We start from the raw sequence: 22,214 nt of genomic DNA, 5'->3' as shown, positions 1-22,214 counted from the left end.
ATGAAATACCATTATACGTTATTGATAGCAGCTGTTTGCATCGCCTCTTTGGCCGGATGCGAAAGCCTGCTGGATACCTATCCAGAAGATAAATACACCGAAGATACTTTTTGGCAGACCGAAACGCAGGCAGATGCCGGTCTCACGGCCTGCTATACCACCCTGCGCCGCGAGGGTATTTATGGCGGCGGAAACTGGGCTACCCCGCTTTGGGAGGAAACGGCTACCCCAAATGCAACGGATTATAACAGCGCATCCGGATTTTTCCGTATCGCGGAGGGCATCCATGATGGCTCAAACAGCGGGATTATTAACAACCGTTGGGCACACGCCTACGAGGGTATCGGCCGGTGCAACACCTATCTGGCAAAGGTACAGTCCATTCCGATGGACGAAGCGAAGAAAAACCGGGGTATTGCAGAAGCCAAATTCTTGCGGGCACTTTTCTACAGCATGCTCGTCAACTATTACGGCGATGCACCGTTGATCCTTGAACCTCCCGCAGCGACGCATAACACCCTTCCCCGGACACCGAAGGATCAGCTTTTTGCGCAGATCATCACCGACTTGGATGAAGCAGCAGCGGTGCTGGATGTGGACGCTACACAGACGGGCAGGGCTACCAAGGGAGCCTGTTATGCACTGAAAGCCCGGCAATACCTGTATCATGGCCAGTATGCCGAGGCGGCAGCCGCGGCACAGCAAGTGATTGATCTGAACAAATACAGCATATTCCCGGATTACCGGGGGTTATTCATGCCCGAAAATGAGAACAATAGCGAGGTGATCTTCGATGTGCAGTATCTCTTTCCAAATTATTGCCATTCGTTTGATCTGATCCGCCGCCAGTATGATACCAGCGCTCCGTTGCGCGACCTGATCGACGCCTATCTGATGGACGACGGCTCGGATATCCAGGCGTCGCCCAGGTATGATGAACAAGCGTATTGGGAAAACCGCGACCCGCGCTTCCGCATGACCCTCGTGTGGCCGGGATCGACCTATCGGGGAGCCACGGTGACCAACACCACGTTTGCCCAAACGGGGTACACATTCAAGAAATACAGTATTTACGATGAGGATAATGCCTACAATGCGGTGATCAAAAACAGCAATCAGTCGGATATCAATTACATTGTCCTGCGGTACGCCGATGTGCTGTTGATGTATGCCGAGGCTAAAACCGAACTCAACCAGATCGATGAAGGTGTTTATGAGGCCATCAACGCTGTCCGCGGCCGGGCGAATGTAAACATGCCTGCTATCCAGCATACGAATCCGGCAGACGCAGCCAATTTTGTGGCCATGGGCGATCAAAGCCGGATGCGTGAGGTGATCCGCCACGAAAGAAGGATCGAATTCGCCGGAGAAGGCTATTATTACATGGATATCCTCAGATGGCGTATCGCCGAGACGGTCATGAATGGCCCAATCTACAAGCATGACCATACCCAGAAGCTGGTCCGGAAGTTCAACAAGGAGCGCGATTATCTGTGGCCGGTACCGGCATATGAAATACAGGAAAACCCGGCGCTGGAACCGAATAATGCGAATTGGTAAATCCCGCCGGTAAAACAAAAAACCCACCTGTTATGACAAGTGGGTTTTTTTGTTTGGAGCGAAAGACGAGGTTCGAACTCGCGACCTCAACCTTGGCAAGGTTGCGCTCTACCAACTGAGCTACTTTCGCTTGCTGTTTGTGGATGCAAATATAGGGGAGTTTTTGGCTTGTGTCAACACTTTTTTGAAAAAAGTCACAATTCATTGTCGCTCAAGAGTTCAAGGGCTAATTCGCTATCGTAGCCCTTGCTCAGGGCATACCGTAGCAACTTATTTTTCCGCTTGTAGGGATGCGTTTCCTTTTCTTGCCGCCCTTTTGCCTGCAAGAGGCCATATAGCTTTGCGCGGTATTCCCGGTCGTCCAGGCTGGCCAGTGCGATCTTGATGAGCGGAGCCGAAACGGATTTCTGCATCAGACCTTGTTTGATTTTTTGCCTTCCCCAGCCTTTCATCCGGAATTTGCCCGAGGCATACGCCAAGGCAAAGCGCTCTTCGTTCAGAAAATTCGCATCGATCAATTCAGCGATCAGCTGCTCGACAGCCGCCTGATGCAGTCCCCACCCATACAGCTTATCCCGCACTTCCTGCTGCGACCGCTCCTGGTAGGCACAATAGGCTTCTGCTTTGGATTTATAAGAAGCATCCATCAAGCCAAAATGCTAAAAAATTCTTGCAGTACCCAAAAAATGTTGAAATTCGTGGCATGGCGGCATTTCGGCAGTTTTACACCATCCGTGACCTTGCGGAGATGATTCCTGCATTGGCAGTTTCCATCGTAGATGAGGCGGCGGAGGTGCGTGCCTTGCTGTATGATAGCCGTAAGCTGGTCGACGCTGCGCATGGGTTGTTCTTCGCCTTGGCTGGACGGCGTGATGGGCATCACTACCTCCAGGAGGCCTATGCGGCAGGTGTGCGCAATTTTGTGGTGGCCGATGGAAAGGTCGGTGCCCTTCCGTTTACCGATGCCAACGTCATCGTGGTACGGGATACACGCGAAGCCCTGCAGCGATTGGCCGCGCATCACCGGAACCGATTTACCTATCCGGTCATCGCCATTACGGGCAGCAATGGCAAAACCATCGTCAAGGAGTGGCTCACGCAGCTGCTATCGCCGGAATACCGCGTCGTTCGGAGTCCCAAAAGCTATAACTCGCAAATCGGGGTGGCCCTGTCGCTGTGGCAGCTCAGTGCCGATGACGACCTCGCCATCATTGAAGCGGGGATCAGCCAACCCGGGGAGATGCAGGCACTGCATGACATGATCCGTCCGGACATCGCCGTGCTGACGACCATCGGACCGGCGCACGATGAGGGGTTTGCCTCACGGGAGGAAAAGATCAGGGAGAAGCTTCAGCTGTTTCAAGGGGCCAAACAGGCCGTATACGCGACCCGATACGTGCAGGGGATCAGCGTCCCCGAAGTAGGCAGATCGTTTACCTGGGGAGAGCAGGATGCGGTGCTCCAACTAACGGGGCACGAGCTGCTCGACGGTTCCCAATGCCGGATCCACGCCGTTTATCAAGGGGAAAACCTGTCCATTGTCATCCCTTTTGTAGATGCCGCCGCACGGGAAAACGCGACCTGCTGCTGGGCCGTCCTATTGGCCATGGGGTACCGGCAGGCGGTGATCGCGGCGCGGATGCAGCACTTGCCCACGGTGGAAATGCGGCTGGAAATGAAAAAAGGGATCAATGGCTGCACGGTCATTGATGATAGCTATAGCAATGACCTGTCCTCGCTCGCCATCGCACTTGACTTTTTGCAACAGCAGCAACAGCACCCCGTTCGGACGTTGGTATTGTCCGACATCCCCGGTGCCGACGGTAGTGAAGCTGAAGTTTATCAAATGGTAGCTAAATTGCTGTCAGATAAAGCAATTAATAAACTAATAACCATTGGTCCCGGGTTAATGAAGCAAGGCGACACCTTTGCTTTTGTAGCGCATCGGGCATTTGCAGATACCGAATCGTTTCTCGCCGCATTGCCCGGGTTGGATTTTCATGACGAGGCCATCCTTCTGAAAGGAGCGCGGAAATACACCTTCGAACGCATCAGCCGGGTGCTCACCGCCAAGTTGCACGATACGGTGCTCGAAGTCAACTTGAGTGCGGTTGAACATAATCTCAATCAATTTAAATCATTGCTATCGGCTGACGTAAAGGTAATGGCCATGGTCAAGGCCTTCTCCTACGGCAGCGGTAGTTTTGAAGTGGCAAACATGCTTCAATTCAATAAGGTCGATTACCTCGCAGTAGCTTATGTTGATGAAGGCGTGGAGCTGCGGAAAGCAGGAATCCAGTTGCCCATTATGGTGATGAGCCCAAGTCCCGCTTCGTTCGGGGTGCTGCTGGCGTACAAGCTGGAGCCGGAGATATATAGTTTCGCGGTGCTCCGAGGGTTGCTGCGCGAGTTAAGCAGCCGGCAGTTGTCCCATTACCCCATCCACATCAAAGTCGATACCGGTATGCATCGTTTGGGGTTCGATGTGGGAGATATTGAGTTGCTGTCAAGTGAATTAGCGCACACAGCTGATGTAAAAGTTCAGTCGATCTTTTCGCATCTGGCTGCTGCCGGAGATGCCGAACAGGATGCCTTTACCGAACAGCAGCTGAAAGCGTTCACGCAGTTTGCCGATCGGCTTTCGGATGCGCTGGGGTATCCGGTCATTCGGCACATCGCCAACACGGCGGGCATTCAGCGGTGGCCGGCCGCCCGGTTGGACATGGTGCGGTTGGGCATCGGTTTATATGGATTCGGCAATGATGCAGGCAACGGCTTGAGGCTGCAGCAAACCACCGTGTTGAAGACGGTCATCACGCAGATACACCGGATAGCGGCTGGAGAAAGTGTCGGCTACGGACGGAAGGGTAGGCTGGCGGCGGATGCCACGATCGCAACGGTAAACATCGGCTATGCAGATGGCTACGACAGGCGATTCGGAAATGGCGTGGGACAAATGACGGTACGGGATGTTTCCGTTCACACCGTGGGGGATATCTGCATGGACATGACCATGTTGGACATCACCGGTGTGGACGCCGGGGAGGGAGACGAGGTCATCGTTTTCGGCGATATAAACCGGTTAGCCGGCGCCATCGGTACCATTCCGTACGAGCTGCTGACCGGCATATCCCATCGGGTTAAACGGGTATATTATTATGGGTAGGTAACAAAAGGCACGATATGAAACATAGAACAATACGATTATTTTTTAACTACCTGATCAAGGGCACCTTGGTGGTATTGCCGTTGGCGGGTGCGCTATTTTTGATGGTGTGGATCGTCGCGAGTATCGATTCGGCGCTTAACCTCAGTAGTTGGTTTTGGGAAGACGAGACCGGTAGGCCACTCTATGTGCCCGGGTTAGGGATCCTCACCGTCATCGTGGTGCTGGTCATCGTTGGGATGATCTTTACCAATGTGGTGACGGAGCCCATATACAATTGGTTCAATAGCCTGATCAACCGTATTCCGCTGTTTAGTACCCTGTATTCGTCCATCAAAGATTTCACCGAAGCATTCGTAGGAGACGCCAAGAAGTTCAACGAGCCGGTACTGGTAGAGGTGAATGAGACGGGGCTCAAGAAAGTCGGTTTCCTCACGCAGCGCGACCTCGGCAAGATCGGGTTACAAGGTGAAGTGGTTGTTTATTTTCCCTACTCTTATTCCTTTGCCGGTCAGGTGGTTATCGTCAAGGCCGAACGGGTAACCCCGCTCCACATGAGTGCAACCGATGCGATGAAACTGGTGGTCTCCGGAGGGGTGAGTGGGTTGGAATAAGCTTCCTATTCTTCCGCCGCGGTTGACCGGCATGCCGTGAGCGACTGTTGTACTTCTTCAAGCGTAAAGATGCCCATTTCGTTGCCGAAGGTGTTGCCGATATAGGTGAGCAAGTAGGCAATTTCTACGGGGGCCAGCTGTGGGTTAGGGGGCATGTCGGTATCAAAGGCCTGCCCATTAATTTCAACGGGACCAGACAACCCATTTTTGATGATGCAAGCGAGCTTATCGCGCTGACTGACCAAAAAAACACGGTCGGTTAGGGGCGGGTATAAGGCACCTAATCCTTCCCCCTCGGCGCCATGGCAGTTTTGACAATGGGCAACATATAGGTTTCGTCCATTTATCGCATATTGTGCCGTCCGGATGGCTTGTTCACCCTGGCAGGAATAAACGGATAGGTATATCCCCAGCAACGCGCAGGCGGTCAAACAGGTGTTTCGCATCAGTCATATTCCTTCAGCAGGGTCTCAAGGTCGTCGCGCAGCAACGCGAGCTGGGCATCGTTCGTGCCGTCATATGCCCCCCGGATGTGGCGGTCTTTATCGATCAGCAAGAAGTAGCCCGAATGGTCATAGCCGCCGGGCACGTTGCTGTCTTCCTTGGTATACACCATGTAGCTATCCGAAAGGCCATATATCTCCGCTTTGCTGCCGGTGACGAACTGCCAACGGTCATCCGTGACACCCAGCTTCGTCGCGTAGGCCTTCAGCACCGAGGGGGAGTCGTGGCGGAAATCGATGCTGTGCGACAGAAACCGCACCCGTTCGTCGTCCTTATACTGTTCATAAACCTTGAATAGGTTGCGTTGCATCGTTGGGCAGATGCTGGGGCAGTGGGTGAAGAAAAAGTTGGCGATATACACGCCGTTGCCAAACATGTCGTTGGTGATCAGCACACTATCCTGATTGAGCAATTGAAAATCCGGGATGCGTTGGTATACCGTGTCGGTAATGGTCTTACCGTCGACGACCTTCGTCACGGGTTCCCGCGAACCCAATATGGGGAGTGTTGAACCCGATTTCGGATTGCATCCAAAGAGCCCGAGAAAACAACTGCCGGCAATAAAAAAAGATAAAATACGCATGATCGATCAGAATTGGGCCAATCGGTCCGTACTTTCTTTAGACACGGCATTGAACAGCTCCTGCATCCCCTTCACTTTTTTGACCTCTTGCTCATAATAGGCCTTGATTTCTGCGGTTGATTTATCCTGGGGGTCCACGTCGAACGCCGTCATCCAGTTCATCATGGAGTCGGTCGCCAGCTCCAGCCGGGTCTTCAGCGCACTGAGTTCCTGGCGGGTATGGGCAGTATCCAGGTCTGGGTGAGCGGCGTGCAATCGGGGCAGGTCGGCCAATAGCGAATCAATTTTTAGCGTATTGCGATCAAACGCGCTGATCTGCGGCATAATTTCGTCATGGATGGCTACCGCTTCATTGCGCAATTGCTCAATTTCTTCGACATCCCCATTGCCGCTATTGCATGCATGCAACGCCAGAAACGACGCGGCGGCCAGAAACATGATCTTCTTCATATAGGCAAAGATAGCGAAACTATGGGTATTTAGGTCGTTTTCTCGGTATAATATTCTTCGTGATCGCCACTATGCACTTCGATGATCCCGGCGACAATCAGGTTGACCAGGATCCGCTGGGTTTTGCGTTTGGAAAGCTTGAGATGCTTGCAAAGTTCGGGCAGCCGCGGCTTGGGGTGGGTATGCATGTATGCTAGCAGCTCCTTCTCTTTATCGGTATAGCTGATCAGCACACCATTTGGCTGACTTGCCCGATGCAGTACATCGACCACCACTTTGCCAGCCAAGATGCTCTGGTCTTTTACCCGCACATACACCCACCAGCGTTGGTCCTCGTCGAGGGCGTAGTGCGGTTTGGTGTCGCTTTCAGGCACCTCCGCCAATAATACCAGCTTATCATCTACATATATCTCATTGAACTGTAGGTCGATCGCCGGACGGCAATAGAGGTGCCCGGCCCGTTGGAGCATATACCGTTCCTCATCTTCGTTTTTTACGCCTTTGATATAGCCATTATCGGCAACACCTACCAGTAGTTTGCCCCCCTTGTTGTTGGCAAAAGCAACCAGTGTTTTGGCAATTTTCTCGCAACTGCTGATCTTATTCTTAAAATCGAGCCGCTCACCTTCTCCATGCGAGATCAATGTCTTGATGGTCACGTTGTATACTGATTAAGTGTTTACTGTTTGTTTAGTCGCGAAGTATCGGGCATCCTTGATGTATACCTCATTCTGCATGATCGCACAGGTCTCCCCATGTCGATCGGTGATCGCGATCGCGTAGGTCTTCACGAACCTGCCCCGGTCGGTCAGGGAGGTTTCGGCCTCCTTGATCTCCGCATCGGCGATGGCAACGGTGAAAAACAGGGCCGCCCGCCCCGGTTTGAGGTATTGGACCGACGCGCTCTTGAGCCACACCACCGTTTCAAATCCTTTCCGCTGGAAAATCTGGTCAAACAACAGGGCGTAAATGGGATCGGCCGCGGCGAAGATCGTTCCTCCAAAAATGGAGCCGTTGTAGTTTCGGTTGAGTATACTCCGGTGAATCTTGACCTCGGCGCCCATAAAACCTTTATGGAAGCGACGTACCCATATCCGCTGGAAGAAAAATGGCGGATACAGCCGCATCACCCATTTCAGTGCATTCTCGGAAAGCTGCATACGACACTAAGGTAGCGACAAAATTTGAAAGATGAAAAATAAGGGCGTGCTGTATTTGGATTTAAATTTTATTTTAGTGCCGTAATCGTTTTTCAAATGACCAAGGATAAAAACCGAAGGGGACCCGACACCAACAATGCATGGTTGCTGGTCATTGTCGCGGCGCTGGGCTATTTCGTCGATATTTATGACCTGGTGATCTTCTCCATTGTGCGGGTGCAGAGTTTCCAGGATATCGGTGTCCCCCAGGCCGAGATGCGGGTGGATGGGGAGTATGTGCTCAATATGCAGATGGGGGGCTTGTTATTAGGAGGACTGCTGTGGGGGATACTGGGCGATAAGTTCGGCCGTGTCAAGGTCTTGTTTGGCTCCATTCTCCTGTATTCGCTGGCGAACATCGCCAATGGCTTGGTACACGATATCCACACCTATGCCATCATCCGCTTGATTGCAGGCATCGGGTTGGCTGGAGAGCTGGGGGCAGGTATCACCCTGGTCAGCGAAAGCATGAGCAAAGGCAAAAGGGGATACGGCACCATGATCGTGGCGGCAGTGGGCGTTTTGGGCGCTGTGGCAGCGTACTACGTTTCGGCATTTTTCGACTGGCGCAATGCGTATTTCGTCGGTGGCGCCATGGGCCTGCTGTTGCTGATCCTGCGGGTGGGGGCATTTGAATCGGGCATGTTCAAAGGGGTGGCCAACGCCGCTGTCGAGAAGGGAAAGTTCAGCATGCTGTTCAACAGCAAGGAGCGCTTCAAGCGCTATGCCTACTGCCTGCTGATCGGGTTGCCCATTTGGTTTGTGGTGGGTATTCTCATCACCCAAGCACCTGAATTTGGCCATGCACTGAATGCTCCCGTCGCGCTCAGTGCGGGCCGGGGCATCCTGTTTGGCTATATCGGCATCTCGATAGGCGATGTATTCGCCGGCTTATTGGCGCAGTTGACCAAATCGAGGCGGCTGGCGGTCTTCATCTTTCAATTGCTGATCATGGGATCGGTCATTTGGTACCTGAGCAGTGACGGACTCACCGAAGAACGCTTTCATTGGATCGCGTTTTGCATGGGCATTGCGGTAGGCTATTGGGCTACTTTTGTGACGATTGCGTCGGAACAATTCGGAACAAACCTCCGTGCCACGGTCACGACCACGGCACCGAATTTTGTCAGAGGGGCGTTGATCCCGTCGACCCTGCTGTTCGAATTTTTGGTCCGGCAGTTCAACATTATCACCGCGGCTTACCTGATGATTTTTCTGTTAACAGGCATTGCGATTTTTGCCCTCAGCCAGCTGAAGGAAAGCTTCGATAAAGATCTGGATTTTGTAGAGCACTAGGCTTTTGGGCATTTCTTGCATCGTTTGCCGCGTTTGTACTTCTTGCAGCATTTTTTGAATACACAGCCACAGCCGAGACCATACGGGTTCAGTCCCTTATACGTTTGCGGATCCGTGCCGCCGAATGGTCCGGCCGCCGGGTTTTCCAATATGAAATATGGGTATTCCTCAAGCATTGCGCTGCAAAGATAATGCAATTATTTAGATAAGTTCTAATTAAGGTTTGAAATTTTTACCGGTACGGTTCACCTTCTTGGACGATTCCCATAACTTTCGTAACTTGTGGGCATTCCCTGTCCGGGGGGATGGATCCAATATAAACGTCCCATGATCAACAAAGTAGTACATAGTGCCCGGGAGGCGATCGCCGGCATCACCGACGGGATGACCATCATGCTGGGTGGTTTCGGCCTTTGCGGTATTCCCGAAAACTGCATCACGGAAATCGTCAGGCAGGGCATCTCGGGCCTTACCTGCATTTCGAACAACGCCGGCGTGGATAACTTCGGCATCGGACTGATGCTTCAGCAGCGCCAGGTGAAGAAGATGATCGCGTCTTATGTAGGCGAAAATGCCGAGTTCGAGCGTCAGCTGCTCAGCGGTGAGCTGGAAGTGGAGCTGATCCCACAGGGTACGCTGGCTACCCGTTGCCTCGCGGCAGGATACGGCATGCCAGCCATTTTCACGCCGGCAGGTGTGGGTACCGAGATCGCCGAGGGCAAAGAGGTGCGCAACTTCGGCGGTAAGGATTACTTGATGGAGATGGCCTTTGAGGCTGATTTTGCGATCGTAAAAGCATGGAAGGGCGACACCGCGGGTAACCTGGTCTACCGGCGCACGGCCCGCAACTTCAATCCGCTCATGGCCATGGCCGGTCACGTGACCATCGCCGAAGTGGAAGAATTGGTAGGCGTGGGCGAGCTGGATCCGGACCACATCCATACGCCCGGTATCTATGTGCACCGCATTTTTCAGGGGCGCGACTATGAAAAGCGGATCGAGCAGCGTACCGTGCGGATGCGCGAAGGGGTAAACCTAAGTAAAGCGGCGGATTATGCTGGATAAAAACGGAATCGCGAAGCGAATCGCGCAAGAGATCAGGGACGGATATTACGTCAATCTAGGCATCGGTATCCCTACCTTGGTGGCCAATTACATACCCGATGGCCTAAGCGTAGTGCTCCAGTCCGAAAACGGATTGCTGGGCATGGGGCCATTCCCCTATGAAGGGGAGGAAGATCCGGATCTCATCAACGCCGGCAAGCAAACCATCACCATGCTGCCCGGATCCGCCATCTTCGACTCGGCCATGAGTTTCGGCATGATCAGGGCACAGAAAGTAGACCTCACCATCCTTGGTGCGATGGAAGTGTCGGAGCATGGCGATATTGCCAATTGGAAAATACCGGGAAAACTCGTCAAGGGAATGGGGGGCGCCATGGACCTCGTGGCCGCCGCCAAAAACATCATCGTCGCCATGCAGCAAGTCAGCCGGTCGGGCGAGTCAAAGTTGCTTCCCCGCTGTACGCTGCCGCTTACCGGAGCGCGGTGCATCCGTAAAGTGGTGACCGAAATGGCCGTGTTCGAGATCGATGTCGAAAACGGGGGATTCCGGCTCATCGAGCGGGCTCCGGGGGTCAGTGTAGACGCGATACGAAACGCCACGGCGGGCAAGTTCATCGTGTCCGGCGAGGTGCCTGAGATGCGACTTTAGAAGCGAAATGCAACTTCAGAAGACCTTGCCGCGCAGCTCGGCCGAGATCTCATCGGTCACGGCTCTGATCAGCGCAGGGTCGTCTGTGTTGTTGATGATGATGCGGTCACATTGATCGCGGAAAGGCAATAGGTACTGGTGGTAGGCGGGCATGACATGGTTTACCCATTTGTACCGCGCGTCATCTTCATTGTAGCCACGCTCCATCAGATCCCTTCTCAGCCGCCGCTGCAAGGCGATCTCCTCTTCGGCATGCAGGAATATCCGGTGGTCAAGCAGGGCGTTTACCTCCTCGTAGTAAAAGATAAACAACCCCTCTATAATTAAAATGGGTGCCGGTTTGGTTTCGAACATTCGGGGCTTCAGCGCCGGATTGTTGAACGTATATTCCTCGCGGTAGATGGTTTCACCGTTCAACAATGCTTCAATATCGCGCACAAACGCCAGCCGGTCAATCGCCGTCGGCAGGTCGAAGTTGTACAGTTTGTTTTCTTCCTGCGTTTTGGTATGGGCCGGAATGTAGTAGTCGTCCTGCGAAATGAGTGCGACCTCCCGGGCGGCAAAGTGATTAAGAAAGGAATGAAGGAAAAAGGTCTTTCCCGATCCGCTGCTTCCAGCAATGCCGACTACATACGGTTTATGGGGTGTCATTCGGTGTGCCATAGGAAATTTCGATCTGGAATCGCCTGTCCAACACACCGATGAGCGATGCTGCAGATTTGGAGATGACGATGATGGCATCACGGGTCTCGGCGGTGTCGGCAAACTTGCCGACCACTTTGATCAACGCCGTGCGGTTGGTCATCGGGTTGGTGATCTTGACGACCGTGCCTATTGGCGCGGTTTTATGCAAGGCCAGCATGCTGCCTGCTCCCTGGTTGAGGTCGTCTATCCACACGCCGACGCCCTTTTCGGTCATCTCCCGGATGCCGTACCTGTTTTCCGGTATCGACGGCACATTGTCGGCCGTCGTATCGGCAACGATCAGCTGATTGGCCTTCGGCACGGGCGGGGGGAGCTCCTTGTGGGGTATTTTGAGCACCATCCCCACCTGCAGCCCATCATCGGTCAGCGCGTTCGCGCGTTTGATGCTCTCCACCGAGATGATAAATCGTTTCGAAATCGTAAATAGCGTTTCCCCTTTGCCAACCTTATACGAGGTAAACTCATCCTGGGATAAGGCCGGGGCGGGGCCAGGCGATGTGCCTCCCGCGGCACCATTGGTCGCAACGGCATTACCGGTGGCCGCCTCGGCTGGGACACGCACGATGTCGCCTACTTTTAACGATTTATTACTATTGGCGGTAATGATTTGCTTGACCGGCACACGGTACCGCCTGCTCAGTCCGTAGTAGGTCTCCTTGGGCTCCAGCTGGTGGATGATGATCTTCTTGCCATTTTCGTATTCCACCCGTATGGAATCCAGGGGCAGGGTTCCGGCTTTTGACGACAGGCTGCAACATCCGATTAACATAGCCAACAGGAACGACGCGCGATATAAATAGGGATATGTAATGTCCATGTTAAAAATTCGTTGCAATTATACTAAATACGATACAATTTCCCGTTTATTATCGCCAATTAAGAAAAGCTGCTGACCGATCATAAAGAAAAGTTCAGGTGCCATTTTAGCTAATCCCGATAGCACAATCTCATCGGCCAATACGGTTAATCCAGTGGAAATGACCAATCTGACCCGATAGCGATCCTCATCTATTTCATGAAAAGCCCAAATGCCTTTCGGTCCGATCTGGCAGTAAAAAAGATCACCATGGACAGGGTAACCCGCCAAAACAGCCGGGATATCGCCTACATACCGTTGGGGTAAGACCATATCCGGCGGCATAGGTTTATCGCCCCAATTGTTAAATTGTGTTAAATTTCCAGTGGCCAGGTCCACATACTGTTCATAACCGCCCGCAACACTCCGATGACGGACACGAAGCTGCCGCTCCCCGACCGCCAGCAAGGTATACTGAAATTGTTCCCACAGCACCTCGCCGGTCGTGGCATCGATGCAGGCAATGCCAGCGCTGTTGGGGCTATCATCGCCGAATGCCCGCAAGATCAGTTTATGGTCGGCGATCCCCGCCAAGGTCCAATTGCGGTCGCCATAGGGCAATTCGTGAATGAGCGATGCACCGCTGGTATACGCGAAGGCCGAAAAGGATGGGATACCGTCCTTATCGCGCGTTTCCACGGCCAGTACCTGACCTGCCGTATCCACCTCCATGCGCCAGACAAGCCCTAAAAATCTTTTTTGGAATACGGTTTTTAACGTATATTTATCCATGATTACTATTCCCCCTCAAAAATATAACGTTTTTAAATGATACGTGAAAAAAAAATATCCATCATGAAGCTGCTTGCCACCGTGTCATGCATGGCTTATCTGCTGATCGCGGTTGGTACAGCGCAGGCGCAGCGGGTCTATCGTTTTGATTTGAAAGAAGACATCGGGCCAAACGCCTGGCGGATCGTTAAGAACGCTTACGCAAAAGCAGAAGCAGCCAAGGTCGATCTGATGCTGATCGAGATGAATACCTTCGGGGGCATGGTCAATTTTGCCGACTCCATCCGCGTGCGGATATTGGACTCGCCGTTAGAAACCGTGGTCTTCATCAACCACAACGCGGCTTCGGCCGGAGCGCTCATCTCGCTGGCGACCGACCGCATCTACATGAGCAAAGGATCCAGCATCGGCGCCGCCAGCGTGGTCGATCAGTCCGGTCAGGTGATGCCCGAAAAACACCAGTCCTACATGCGCGGACTCATGCGCGCCACCGCCGAAGCCAAGGGCCGTGACCCCCGCATCGCAGAGGCCTTCGTAGACCCCGATGTGGATGTACCCGGCATCAAGCCCCCCGGCAAAATACTGACGCTCACATCTGCCGAGGCGGTGAAGGCCAACTTGGCGGTGGCCGAGGCCACGTCCGTAGACGCCGTGCTGGCGGCCGAGGGGATGAGCGACCCGGAGGTGACGGTGCATCAGGTCACCACCATCGACCGGATCATCGCCTTCCTCATCAATCCGGCGGTCAGCGGCATCCTCATCCTGCTGATCATCGGCGGCATCTATTTCGAAATGCAAACACCGGGTATCGGCTTTGCATTGCTGGTAGCCATCATCGCCGCCGCCTTGTTTTTCGCCCCATTGTATATGCAAGGTTTAGCCGATCACTGGGAGATCGCCTTGTTCATCACCGGCATCGTATTGATCCTGCTCGAGTTATTTGTCATTCCGGGGTTCGGTGTGGCTGGCATACTGGGCATCATTTGTCTGGTGTGCGGGTTGGCCTTCAGTATGGTGGTCAATGATTATTTCAATTTTTCAATGGGTGAGCCAGGTATGCTATTCAATTCCTTTTTATTAGTCATCGCCGCCATGATCGTGGCCACGGTCGTGATGGTCATTTTCGGCAAGAGCTTGTTGAAGACCCGCGCCTTCCGGCGGTTGGTCTTGCAGGATGAGCAACGTTCGCAAGAAGGGTACACCTCATCCCCGACAAATACCGCACTGGTCAACAAGGAAGGCGTGGCGAAAACCGTCCTCCGCCCATCGGGCAAGGTCGAAATCGAAGGCAAATGGTACGACGCCGTCGCGTTAGACGGATTCATCGATATCGGCGAAGCGATCTACGTAGAGAAGCATGAAAACTATAATCTTTTTGTCAGAAAGAAACGTGAGCCGTGATACCACGGTAAACATTTTGTAGCTTTCGCTGTTTTTACGAATACCTATAAATTAATACATCATGAACCCAAAAGCAATCAGTTTAGAAGAAAAGAAGCTAAGACCCGTTGTGGATCATTTAAATGACCTGTTGGCCAATTACCATATCCATTACCAGAAGTTGAGGGGCTGCCATTGGAATGTCCGCGGCAACCATTTCTTTACGCTGCACGCCAAATTTGAGGAGTTGTACACCAATGCCTTGACCACTATTGACGAATTGGCCGAGCGCATCCTTACCCTGGGCAAATCGCCCTTCAGCACGTTCAACGATTACGTGACCCATGCAGAGATCAAAGAGGTAGACACCATCGGCATGAAAGACACCGACATGGTCAAGACCATCATCGAAGACCTCGAGGCGCTCATCGCCCTGCAGCGGGATCTGCTGGAGATCACCTCCGCCGCGGAAGATGAAGGCACCAATGATATGGTCAATGCCTTTATGCAATTCAATGAAAAGCAGAATTGGATGCTGCGTGCCTTCGTGAATAAAGCGTAGGCAGCGGCAGGCAACAGCAGCAATTGGATAGATTGTTGGAAATTAAAGGCTTTATACCAAGTCCAGTTCGTATGGATTATTAATGGATTTCTTTCCAAAACGTTTTAGGAGCTGATACTCATTATTTTTGTCAATGTTTTCTTTACTCAAAATCTCAATAATAGCCGGTTGCTTCAACCCCGGAATTCGCGTTTGGAAAAATGGCCAAAGCGTATCGCTTTTATATATCTTATCCAGATTTGAGAAACCCGCAATGGGATTATAAATATCACTCCGTTTTTTGAACTCATCTGTATATTTGAATTCCCAAACACCATTTTCACAATGTAGCGTGCCAATGATTAGATCATCTACTTTTAGTTTAAATGTGGCTGATTCTTCTTTTGGTAAACTCGTTTCTGGCGAATCATCTGATTTCGAAAACAAACGCTTAAATATGCTTTTCATCTTACACCTCTCTAACTTTTCTAAATCTTTCCTGAATAATTTGTAACACCATTTCAGAGCGAGCTTCTGAAAACATTGGAAAGAACTCCTGTTTTAACATCTTATGCACTATCTGTTCCTGTTCTTGTGTGCATAATTCTTCAACGGAATTTCTGTATTTATTATTGTCAATCTTTTTCAAATGCCCAACTAAATCAAAATGATTGATTTCATGATTGCCCTCAGTACTTATTCTTGGACAGGCATTTTCAATATACCTAACAAATTGCTTGCCATTTGATTTTTGGCCGTCGCTATATTTTATGATGTTTTCTTCGCTTAAATTCCACAACAGCCCTCTCGCGGAATCATATATGGGAGCAAATCTCGGTTTATCCGAAGCTTTCTTCTTTGACACAATTACCCCCCAATTATAGAAATGTCTGTCATTGTTTCCTACGAGTGCATCAAAAGTAATCAACTTTACCAATGCCAAAAGGATGCCTTCGCTTTCATTTCCAAATTTGTGCTCAATTGCTTTGGCGATAAATTCAAAGGTAAATAATTGTCTTGACGTTTTTTGGTCATTCGCAATCTCCTTGGCGAAATCAATGTCGTTCAAATATTCGCCACATATTTCAGCACCATGAGTTAACGATTCAACCTTCTGACGTATAAAATATTTACTTAGAAACCGAATTTGACCGTTTATTCTAAACAAACCGATTTCGTTCATCCCTAAACCAAGCACTTGGCCAATCCTATTAATCATATACTCCACTACAGACTCATGTGGATACCATTTTTCTCCAGTTTTTGCTATATAGGGTATCCATGTGTCGGGGTTATTTCGTTTTATTCCTGAATCTGGAATATATTGATAGACTTTTATGAACTCTTTCGGTGCATCACCATCCAACACGATATCTACCACACAATAATCCTTTTCCCTTAAGATAGGGATGAGCTTGTCGTTTAACTTTCCTGAATGATGCAGGGATCTTTCCCTGCGTAGCGACCGTTTCAGGTTACTCATATAGTTGTCGGTTCACCAAGGTTTTGCAAAGATACGTAGATTTCTGTATTTTCGATTCACATATTAGATCATACCCCGGAAATACCCCAGCAAACACCACCAATTTTAAAAAATTATTAAGAAAATCTTTTCGCTTTGAAATCTCAGTAAATTCGTGTAACATTACCAAAGAAAAAGACATCAACCAGTAGGGAACATCTGAACAACGAAGCCTAAACCGAAAGAATCAGCAGTGCGATATTCAGGCTTTTGTTTGCGGGAAGCGGTTGCGTGAGACGCGTGCACAGCATAGCAGCATGTGCGCAAAGCGTGGTGCGGGTGTGTGCACCGATTTGCATAGCAGCTCAATAACGTATTATAACAATCATTATATCAATCAAACGTTTACTTAATCCTAACCGATATGTATATCAAACACATCACCATATCGCTGTTGTTGACAGCAATCCTCACGGGTGTCCAAGCGCAAACCACTATTCATGGTAGCTACAAAGCTGTGACAATCGCTATGGATCAAAACGTTGCCTACTCGAAAACTCTCATTCTGCTGCATGAAATCTACAACGGCACCCTGTTGCCAAACAATTATGTGGTAGGCACCATCATGGCCTTAAGAGGTGGGACAAGTGCACTGCAGCGAATGAACGTAGTGCATATCAATTCCGGTTCGGCGTATAATGATATCACGGCGTCAATCAGCTCGGTTGACCATAGTGCTACTGGCTGGAAACTGAAGACCTGCTTATATAACGGAAAGCGATATATGGCGCTGGATGTGCCGTACCAGTCACAACAACACAGTCAAGGATATCATTTTGTGGGATGGGTGAGTTCAAGTGGCGAAAATCTCAAGACGGTTACCTATGAAATCAATGGCGAGCCGCAGAACCAGACGCTGCTAAGCAATATCGAGGATTATGATGCCTCAATGGTAGAGCGGCATCAGGTAAGCCAGTTTATAATAAGCGGCAAGGTAGGCATAGGCACCAGTTATCCCCAGGCAGATCTGGCCGTGAACGGCAATATCCTGGCCAAGGAGGTGAAAGTGAAGAGCGACATCTCCGTGCCAGACTATGTGTTTGATCCGGGATATCAATTGCCCACGCTGGATGAAATCGAAATCTATGTAAAGGAACATAAGCACCTGCCGGAGGTTCCTTCGGCGGCGGATATCGAAAAGGATGGGCTGGACCTAGCGGAGATGAACATGCTGATGCTGAAGAAAGTGGAAGAGCTGACGCTGCACATTATCAACCAAGATCAACGGATTAAACAACTTGAAAAACAGAATGCCCCCATCGACTAAATTTCAGATCACTAAACCGTCAGATATGAAAAAGTTAACGCTAATTTTGTTCACACTGGCTTTTGGCCTTGTTGGGCATACTCAAACAGACCCAACCAATTACATCCGGACGGATTTGATCGGTCCCTCGCCCAATGCATCGAGTATCGGTAAACTCGGAGAGGTACCCGTATCGCTGTACACAGGACTGCCGAATATATCAATCCCGATTTATGAAATCAAGGACCAGGATATCAGTTTGCCAATTACCTTAATCTATAATTATGACGGTTTCAAGCCAAGGCTTCCATCGAGTTGGGTAGGAATGGGATGGACGCTGGAGGCGGGCGGGGTTATTACACGAAACGTGCGGGATAAAGTCGATGAATTGGGCGTACAGGCTGGTACGTTTGATACCATCAGTAACATATTGAATTTGGCGGAAACCAACCAAACGTTTTTAAAGAACGCGGTCAAGGATGTCTTGGTGGACACAGAACCGGACATTTTCAGTTTCAACTTCTGTGGCTATTCTGGCAAATTTATCCTTTACCGGGACAAGTTCTATTGCCTGCCCGACCAGAAAATAAAGATAGAGGGAGCACCCAATACCTCGGGTTTCATCATTACCATAGCCGACGGCGTCAAATATTACTTCCAAAAGATGGAAACTTCCACTCCTAAGGGAAATGCTGAAGCTTCGTATAATATCCCTACGCACCCTTCTTCCTGGTACCTTACCAAGATACAGAATGCGGCCAACACCGCAACCATCAATTTGAGCTATGTAAATGAAGGCCAGATCAATCAACAGGGGGTCCATACGCAAAGCTACAAGTATGTGCTTCCCTTGCAGGGTACAAGTCCGATAACCTCCCAGTTGTTTCCCAAAAAGGATACTTACCCGACTTTCGTGAACCCGGCGAGGCTGTCTTCGGTGACTTCGACGAACTGCACGGTCTCTTTTGTACCAGTGTCGACAGCCCGGTTGGATATTGATCAAGGCACGAGCGGTAGTTCGCGTGCATTGAGTCAAATCCTTATTTCGGCACCAGGCAACTCCATAAGGACGTTCGAGTTCCACCAGTCCTACTCAGCCACGACCGGCCATAACCGGGCTTTCATGAGGCTGGATTCGTTGCGGGAACACGGCGGGACGGCAGGCGTGCATACTCACCGATTCCAATACGAAGCCGTCCCAGCGACCGGTTTTACAAAAAGCGGCGCGGCGCTGGATCATTACGGATTCTATCTCGGTAGCGGTGACTTTTCGAGTAATATATTGCCGAAGGATATCGTACCGAACGCTTTCCTTGATCGGTCGCCTAAACTGGCTGGTACCCGTGTCGGAGCACTGAATAAGATTACCTATCCGTTGGGCGGGACGGCCACGTTTACGTATGAGCAAAACCGCCGATTCGATGGTGAAAACTATAATCCCATCGCTTATGATGCCACGGCGAACGTGAGCGGCACACCGTCCTCCGGGCAGGTGATTGCTTCTTTCAATGAACCGTTCACCGTATCGATGAACCAGTCGGTTGAGGTTGCGTTGACGCGCAGTGTCCACTCGCCCTTTGCGGACGGCAATGCAAGGAATCTGTCGAAAGACTTCAGGATTACCCGGACAACAGGCGGTGTGAATACCATTGTATATGAAGGGCAGATTGATTTTGAGTCCGACAACAATGGAAAGAATTTCAGTGTTTCCCTCACGGCTGGGACGTATTTCATTACCGCCTACATCGACTATAGGGAAACGGCGATGAGCGCCACCGTCACCTATACAGAGGAAGGAGAGCCTTCCTCCGGCGAGGCGGTTGGCGGATTGCGTGTGAGGCAAGTGGTACTCAATCCAAATCCTGGTACGATGGTAACGAAGACCTATACCTACAAGAATGAAGAAGGATTTTCCAGCGGTGTCTCCATGTCGCCGCAGTATGATGTGAAGGACTTTACGGATATTCTGATGACACCCAGTGAAACGGGAGAGATCCACTCACGGGTTTACAACTCGGCCAACGGCGAATTCTATGGCATCAATACACCGGTGTATTATAAATCGGTGTTGGAGGAAACCGTAAGCGGCACCGAAAGGCTCAGCACCCGCCATGATTTCATCTCCTTTCAGTCGGAGGGTACATTTCTCGGGATAGACCCATTGCGGGTAACGGTCTACAGGAATGAGGGCGACGCAAAAGTACCTATTCAAAGGACATATTATGACTATGCCACGGTAAACGATACCATCATCCATGCGATCAAACCATACTTGCGATCGCACGTGCTCTATGATTTGTCCCTTCCAATGCAGGAGACCTATGACTATGAGCATTATATGATCCGTAAGGAATGGAAATACCTGCGGTCTATAAGGGAGGTGAAATACGAGGGCACCGATTCGGTATCCTCACTTACCAGGTACCATTACGACACGGGAGGCGATCGTAACCTGCTGTTTGAGTTCTACGCCAACTCACGAGGGGAGAACCACACCACGCGGTACAAATACCCGCAAAATTATACGAGCACCGTTGCTTCAACCTTCCTGGCGGCACATGTGCTTTCGCCGGTCATCGAAAAACAGGTCTGGAAGAAGAACAGCACAACGGATTCTATCTTGGTTTCGGGCGAAATCACCCAGTTCGATGCAGGATTCCGGCCTTCCAAAATCTATCGGCTGGATGTACCATCGGGCTTGGCCGCACTGAACAGCCAGACGACCAGCGGGGGCAAGTTTACGACGCTTCTGAGCGACACCCGCTATGCCGAACGGATCAACTTTGGCTATAATGGAGATGGCAACCTGATCACCCAGACACTAACAAATGCGCTTCCGATAAGCTATCTGTGGTCGTACAATGGGCAGTATCCAGTGGCGGAAGTCAAAAGCGCCGCACAAGCTGATATCGCATATGCTGGATTCGAGGCAGAAGGCAAGGGCAACTGGAGTTATTCGGGTGCGACGTCAACCGATGCCACGGCCCCCACGGGCAACCGGGTATATAGCCTGGGGGGCGGGGCAATGGCCAAAAGCGGGTTATCCAGCGCAAAGGCTTACGTGCTGACATACTGGGCGAAGTCGACGAGTTCACCCTCGGTAAGTGGAAGCAGTGGCGCGGTGGTTTCCAGCGCAAATGCGGTAACCTCACGCGGGGGATGGACGCTGTATCAGCGCACCATCCGCTCATCGACTTCGGTGACCCTCAGTGGCAGTGTGGCGGTAGATGACGTGCGACTGCATCCGCTGGGAACCGAAATGATCACTTATACCTACAATCCATTGGTGGGGATGACCAGCCGCACAGATGCTTCGGGGCGGATTACCCTTTATGAATACGATGGATTCGGCCGATTGTGGCGGGCGAAGGACCACTTCGGCAACATCATGGAGGAATACAGATACAATTACCGGCCCTAAACCGATACGGACATGGAAACGAAAAGACATCAATACCCATCCGCGGCGACTGCTGCCGCGTTGCTGCTCACGCTATTTTCACAGGCCGTGCATGCCCAGCTGTCGCTGAACAAGCCCGGGGCCACGGGTGAATACACGGCCCCGACGACGGTGACGCTGTCGCCGGGCTTCCAGAGCACGGGCAACTTCCGGGCGTGGATCGCCCCTGCGGCGGCGGCCCTGGGCAATGCGGCGAGCGCGAACCAGAACTACATCCAGAAGACGGTATACCTGCGGGCGTTCGGGAACACGCCGCCGGCGGCACCGACGGTCGCCGAGGCGCTGCGGGACATCACGTACTACGACGGGTTGGGCAGGGAGATCCAGACGGTCGGGGTGAAGGCCGCCCCGAACCAGCGGGACGTGGTGACGCCCGTGGAGTACGACGCCTTCGGGCGCCAGCACCGGGATTACCTGCCGTACGCGACGGCCACGGGCGCGGGGGGTGCGTTCAAGGCCAGCGCCACTACGCTTCAGGCATCCTACTACAACAGCCCCCCGGCGGGGGTGGTGCAGATACCCGTATCGGGAAGCGTGACCCCGTCGTTCGGGGAGCGGAAGTACGAGGCCAGCCCGCTGGACCGGGTACTGGAGCAGGGCTTCCCGGGGCCGGCGTGGCAGCCGGCCGCCTCGCGCACGGCCACCGCTGGCCGCACGGTGATGACGGAATACGCAACCAACGACGC

The 22,214-nt window shown here is 51.6% G+C and carries 23 protein-coding genes and 1 tRNA gene; 11 read left to right on the top strand and 13 right to left on the bottom strand.

Features of this window, described 5'->3' with window-relative positions; genetic code table 11:
- Window positions 1-1,560, top strand: a complete 1,560-nt coding sequence (locus tag ACMGDE_RS16650; protein ID WP_436833955.1) for a RagB/SusD family nutrient uptake outer membrane protein — start codon at window positions 1-3, stop codon at window positions 1,558-1,560.
- Window positions 1,561-1,614: 54 nt separating this feature from the next.
- On the opposite strand, the gene ACMGDE_RS16645 is transcribed toward ACMGDE_RS16650, so the two are convergent.
- Window positions 1,615-1,690: transfer RNA gene (locus ACMGDE_RS16645), tRNA-Gly, on the bottom strand.
- Window positions 1,691-1,754: 64 nt separating this feature from the next.
- Window positions 1,755-2,207, bottom strand: a complete 453-nt coding sequence (locus ACMGDE_RS16640) for a regulatory protein RecX (RefSeq protein WP_436833954.1) — start codon at window positions 2,205-2,207, stop codon at window positions 1,755-1,757.
- Between the two features lie 56 nt (window positions 2,208-2,263).
- Here ACMGDE_RS16640 and ACMGDE_RS16635 point away from each other — a divergent pair, with 56 nt between their 5' ends.
- Window positions 2,264-4,726, top strand: a complete 2,463-nt coding sequence (locus tag ACMGDE_RS16635) for a bifunctional UDP-N-acetylmuramoyl-tripeptide:D-alanyl-D-alanine ligase/alanine racemase (protein WP_436833953.1) — start codon at window positions 2,264-2,266, stop codon at window positions 4,724-4,726.
- A 17-nt stretch (window positions 4,727-4,743) separates the two neighbouring features.
- Window positions 4,744-5,340, top strand: coding sequence for a DUF502 domain-containing protein (locus tag ACMGDE_RS16630; protein ID WP_436833952.1), 597 nt, complete (start codon window positions 4,744-4,746; stop codon window positions 5,338-5,340).
- A 5-nt stretch (window positions 5,341-5,345) separates the two neighbouring features.
- Here the strand turns inward: ACMGDE_RS16630 and ACMGDE_RS16625 are convergent, their stop codons facing one another.
- The 5 genes from ACMGDE_RS16625 to ACMGDE_RS16605 are packed head-to-tail and all read right to left on the bottom strand — an operon-like array spanning window position 5,346 to window position 8,037.
- Window positions 5,346-5,786 carry a c-type cytochrome gene (locus ACMGDE_RS16625; protein ID WP_436833951.1) on the bottom strand — a complete coding sequence of 147 codons (441 nt, stop codon included), beginning with the start codon at window positions 5,784-5,786 and terminating at the stop codon, window positions 5,346-5,348.
- Window positions 5,786-6,427, bottom strand: a complete 642-nt coding sequence (locus ACMGDE_RS16620; RefSeq protein WP_436833950.1) for an SCO family protein — start codon at window positions 6,425-6,427, stop codon at window positions 5,786-5,788. The genes ACMGDE_RS16625 and ACMGDE_RS16620 overlap by 1 nt, the downstream gene beginning before the upstream one ends.
- 6 nt (window positions 6,428-6,433) lie before the next feature.
- Entirely contained in the window at window positions 6,434-6,877 is a 444-nt protein-coding gene (locus tag ACMGDE_RS16615; protein WP_436833949.1) for a transposase, read from the bottom strand.
- 29 nt (window positions 6,878-6,906) lie between these two features.
- Window positions 6,907-7,536, bottom strand: a complete 630-nt coding sequence (locus ACMGDE_RS16610; RefSeq protein WP_436833948.1) for an AlbA family DNA-binding domain-containing protein — start codon at window positions 7,534-7,536, stop codon at window positions 6,907-6,909.
- Between the two features lie 12 nt (window positions 7,537-7,548).
- On the bottom strand, window positions 7,549-8,037 hold the full coding sequence (locus tag ACMGDE_RS16605) for a PaaI family thioesterase (protein WP_436833947.1): 489 nt from the start codon (window positions 8,035-8,037) through the stop codon (window positions 7,549-7,551).
- 96 nt (window positions 8,038-8,133) lie between these two features.
- Here ACMGDE_RS16605 and ACMGDE_RS16600 point away from each other — a divergent pair, with 96 nt between their 5' ends.
- The gene (locus tag ACMGDE_RS16600; protein ID WP_436833946.1) at window positions 8,134-9,372 is read left to right on the top strand and encodes an MFS transporter; all 1,239 of its coding nucleotides are present in this window, start codon (window positions 8,134-8,136) and stop codon (window positions 9,370-9,372) included.
- Here ACMGDE_RS16600 and ACMGDE_RS16595 read toward each other — a convergent pair.
- Window positions 9,369-9,548 (bottom strand): hypothetical protein, encoded by a 180-nt coding sequence (locus ACMGDE_RS16595; RefSeq protein WP_436833945.1) that lies wholly within the window; start codon window positions 9,546-9,548, stop codon window positions 9,369-9,371. The genes ACMGDE_RS16600 and ACMGDE_RS16595 overlap by 4 nt on opposite strands.
- A gap of 151 nt (window positions 9,549-9,699) precedes the next feature.
- Between ACMGDE_RS16595 and ACMGDE_RS16590 the strand changes: the two genes are divergently transcribed.
- Both ACMGDE_RS16590 and ACMGDE_RS16585 read left to right on the top strand, forming a co-directional pair.
- Window positions 9,700-10,437 (top strand): CoA transferase subunit A, encoded by a 738-nt coding sequence (locus ACMGDE_RS16590; protein WP_436833944.1) that lies wholly within the window; start codon window positions 9,700-9,702, stop codon window positions 10,435-10,437.
- Window positions 10,427-11,086 carry a 3-oxoacid CoA-transferase subunit B gene (locus tag ACMGDE_RS16585; protein ID WP_436833943.1) on the top strand — a complete coding sequence of 220 codons (660 nt, stop codon included), beginning with the start codon at window positions 10,427-10,429 and terminating at the stop codon, window positions 11,084-11,086. The genes ACMGDE_RS16590 and ACMGDE_RS16585 overlap by 11 nt, the downstream gene beginning before the upstream one ends.
- A 15-nt stretch (window positions 11,087-11,101) precedes the next feature.
- On the opposite strand, the gene ACMGDE_RS16580 is transcribed toward ACMGDE_RS16585, so the two are convergent.
- Genes ACMGDE_RS16580 through ACMGDE_RS16570 form a run of 3 tightly spaced genes read right to left on the bottom strand, consistent with a single transcriptional unit; the run spans window position 11,102 to window position 13,379 of the window.
- Window positions 11,102-11,737 (bottom strand): uridine kinase family protein, encoded by a 636-nt coding sequence (locus tag ACMGDE_RS16580; RefSeq protein ID WP_436833942.1) that lies wholly within the window; start codon window positions 11,735-11,737, stop codon window positions 11,102-11,104.
- Entirely contained in the window at window positions 11,724-12,608 is an 885-nt protein-coding gene (locus ACMGDE_RS16575; protein WP_436833941.1) for a DPBB and LysM peptidoglycan-binding domain-containing protein, read from the bottom strand. Before ACMGDE_RS16575 ends, ACMGDE_RS16580 begins: the two co-directional genes overlap by 14 nt.
- Before the next feature lie 18 nt (window positions 12,609-12,626).
- On the bottom strand, window positions 12,627-13,379 hold the full coding sequence (locus ACMGDE_RS16570) for a DUF4905 domain-containing protein (protein ID WP_436833940.1): 753 nt from the start codon (window positions 13,377-13,379) through the stop codon (window positions 12,627-12,629).
- Between the two features lie 63 nt (window positions 13,380-13,442).
- Between ACMGDE_RS16570 and ACMGDE_RS16565 the strand changes: the two genes are divergently transcribed.
- Together ACMGDE_RS16565 and ACMGDE_RS16560 are read left to right on the top strand one after the other, a co-directional pair.
- Entirely contained in the window at window positions 13,443-14,780 is a 1,338-nt protein-coding gene (locus tag ACMGDE_RS16565) for an NfeD family protein (RefSeq protein ID WP_436833939.1), read from the top strand.
- A 61-nt stretch (window positions 14,781-14,841) separates the two neighbouring features.
- Window positions 14,842-15,321: a Dps family protein gene (locus ACMGDE_RS16560; protein WP_436833938.1), complete on the top strand. Its 480-nt coding sequence runs from the start codon at window positions 14,842-14,844 to the stop codon at window positions 15,319-15,321.
- A 51-nt stretch (window positions 15,322-15,372) separates the two neighbouring features.
- Here ACMGDE_RS16560 and ACMGDE_RS16555 read toward each other — a convergent pair whose 3' ends face one another.
- On the bottom strand, window positions 15,373-15,768 hold the full coding sequence (locus tag ACMGDE_RS16555; RefSeq protein WP_436833937.1) for a HipA N-terminal domain-containing protein: 396 nt from the start codon (window positions 15,766-15,768) through the stop codon (window positions 15,373-15,375).
- Window position 15,769: 1 nt separating this feature from the next.
- Window positions 15,770-16,783 (bottom strand): HipA domain-containing protein, encoded by a 1,014-nt coding sequence (locus ACMGDE_RS16550; protein ID WP_436833936.1) that lies wholly within the window; start codon window positions 16,781-16,783, stop codon window positions 15,770-15,772.
- A gap of 403 nt (window positions 16,784-17,186) precedes the next feature.
- On the opposite strand from ACMGDE_RS16550, the gene ACMGDE_RS16545 reads away from it, so the two are divergent.
- The 3 genes from ACMGDE_RS16545 to ACMGDE_RS16535 form a co-directional block, all read left to right on the top strand.
- Window positions 17,187-18,089 (top strand): hypothetical protein, encoded by a 903-nt coding sequence (locus ACMGDE_RS16545; RefSeq protein ID WP_436833935.1) that lies wholly within the window; start codon window positions 17,187-17,189, stop codon window positions 18,087-18,089.
- A gap of 25 nt (window positions 18,090-18,114) precedes the next feature.
- On the top strand, window positions 18,115-21,489 hold the full coding sequence (locus ACMGDE_RS16540) for an RHS repeat domain-containing protein (RefSeq protein WP_436833934.1): 3,375 nt from the start codon (window positions 18,115-18,117) through the stop codon (window positions 21,487-21,489).
- 12 nt (window positions 21,490-21,501) lie between these two features.
- A partial coding sequence (locus ACMGDE_RS16535) for a DUF6443 domain-containing protein (RefSeq protein ID WP_436833933.1) occupies window positions 21,502-22,214 on the top strand: 713 nt, incomplete at its 3' end.

It is taken from the genome of Parapedobacter brassicae, from assembly GCF_051400755.1.
Lineage (GTDB): Bacteria > Bacteroidota > Bacteroidia > Sphingobacteriales > Sphingobacteriaceae > Parapedobacter.
This window is presented reverse-complemented; position numbering and strand designations above follow the sequence as displayed.

What these genes read in the sequence shown, in the direction of transcription:
- ACMGDE_RS16570 (WP_436833940.1), bottom strand. Translation starts at nt 13,379, where the DNA reads ATGGATAAATATACGTTAAAAACCGTATTCCAAAAAAGATTTTTAGGG.
- ACMGDE_RS16540 (WP_436833934.1), top strand. Translation starts at nt 18,115, where the DNA reads ATGAAAAAGTTAACGCTAATTTTGTTCACACTGGCTTTTGGCCTTGTT.
- ACMGDE_RS16580 (WP_436833942.1), bottom strand. Translation starts at nt 11,737, where the DNA reads ATGACACCCCATAAACCGTATGTAGTCGGCATTGCTGGAAGCAGCGGA.
- ACMGDE_RS16635 (WP_436833953.1), top strand. Translation starts at nt 2,264, where the DNA reads ATGGCGGCATTTCGGCAGTTTTACACCATCCGTGACCTTGCGGAGATG.
- ACMGDE_RS16640 (WP_436833954.1), bottom strand. Translation starts at nt 2,207, where the DNA reads ATGGATGCTTCTTATAAATCCAAAGCAGAAGCCTATTGTGCCTACCAG.
- ACMGDE_RS16620 (WP_436833950.1), bottom strand. Translation starts at nt 6,427, where the DNA reads ATGCGTATTTTATCTTTTTTTATTGCCGGCAGTTGTTTTCTCGGGCTC.
- ACMGDE_RS16585 (WP_436833943.1), top strand. Translation starts at nt 10,427, where the DNA reads ATGCTGGATAAAAACGGAATCGCGAAGCGAATCGCGCAAGAGATCAGG.
- ACMGDE_RS16605 (WP_436833947.1), bottom strand. Translation starts at nt 8,037, where the DNA reads ATGCAGCTTTCCGAGAATGCACTGAAATGGGTGATGCGGCTGTATCCG.
- ACMGDE_RS16560 (WP_436833938.1), top strand. Translation starts at nt 14,842, where the DNA reads ATGAACCCAAAAGCAATCAGTTTAGAAGAAAAGAAGCTAAGACCCGTT.
- ACMGDE_RS16555 (WP_436833937.1), bottom strand. Translation starts at nt 15,768, where the DNA reads ATGAAAAGCATATTTAAGCGTTTGTTTTCGAAATCAGATGATTCGCCA.
- ACMGDE_RS16575 (WP_436833941.1), bottom strand. Translation starts at nt 12,608, where the DNA reads ATGGACATTACATATCCCTATTTATATCGCGCGTCGTTCCTGTTGGCT.
- ACMGDE_RS16565 (WP_436833939.1), top strand. Translation starts at nt 13,443, where the DNA reads ATGAAGCTGCTTGCCACCGTGTCATGCATGGCTTATCTGCTGATCGCG.
- ACMGDE_RS16595 (WP_436833945.1), bottom strand. Translation starts at nt 9,548, where the DNA reads ATGCTTGAGGAATACCCATATTTCATATTGGAAAACCCGGCGGCCGGA.
- ACMGDE_RS16615 (WP_436833949.1), bottom strand. Translation starts at nt 6,877, where the DNA reads ATGAAGAAGATCATGTTTCTGGCCGCCGCGTCGTTTCTGGCGTTGCAT.
- ACMGDE_RS16590 (WP_436833944.1), top strand. Translation starts at nt 9,700, where the DNA reads ATGATCAACAAAGTAGTACATAGTGCCCGGGAGGCGATCGCCGGCATC.
- ACMGDE_RS16630 (WP_436833952.1), top strand. Translation starts at nt 4,744, where the DNA reads ATGAAACATAGAACAATACGATTATTTTTTAACTACCTGATCAAGGGC.
- ACMGDE_RS16650 (WP_436833955.1), top strand. Translation starts at nt 1, where the DNA reads ATGAAATACCATTATACGTTATTGATAGCAGCTGTTTGCATCGCCTCT.
- ACMGDE_RS16600 (WP_436833946.1), top strand. Translation starts at nt 8,134, where the DNA reads ATGACCAAGGATAAAAACCGAAGGGGACCCGACACCAACAATGCATGG.
- ACMGDE_RS16550 (WP_436833936.1), bottom strand. Translation starts at nt 16,783, where the DNA reads ATGAGTAACCTGAAACGGTCGCTACGCAGGGAAAGATCCCTGCATCAT.
- ACMGDE_RS16545 (WP_436833935.1), top strand. Translation starts at nt 17,187, where the DNA reads ATGTATATCAAACACATCACCATATCGCTGTTGTTGACAGCAATCCTC.
- ACMGDE_RS16625 (WP_436833951.1), bottom strand. Translation starts at nt 5,786, where the DNA reads ATGCGAAACACCTGTTTGACCGCCTGCGCGTTGCTGGGGATATACCTA.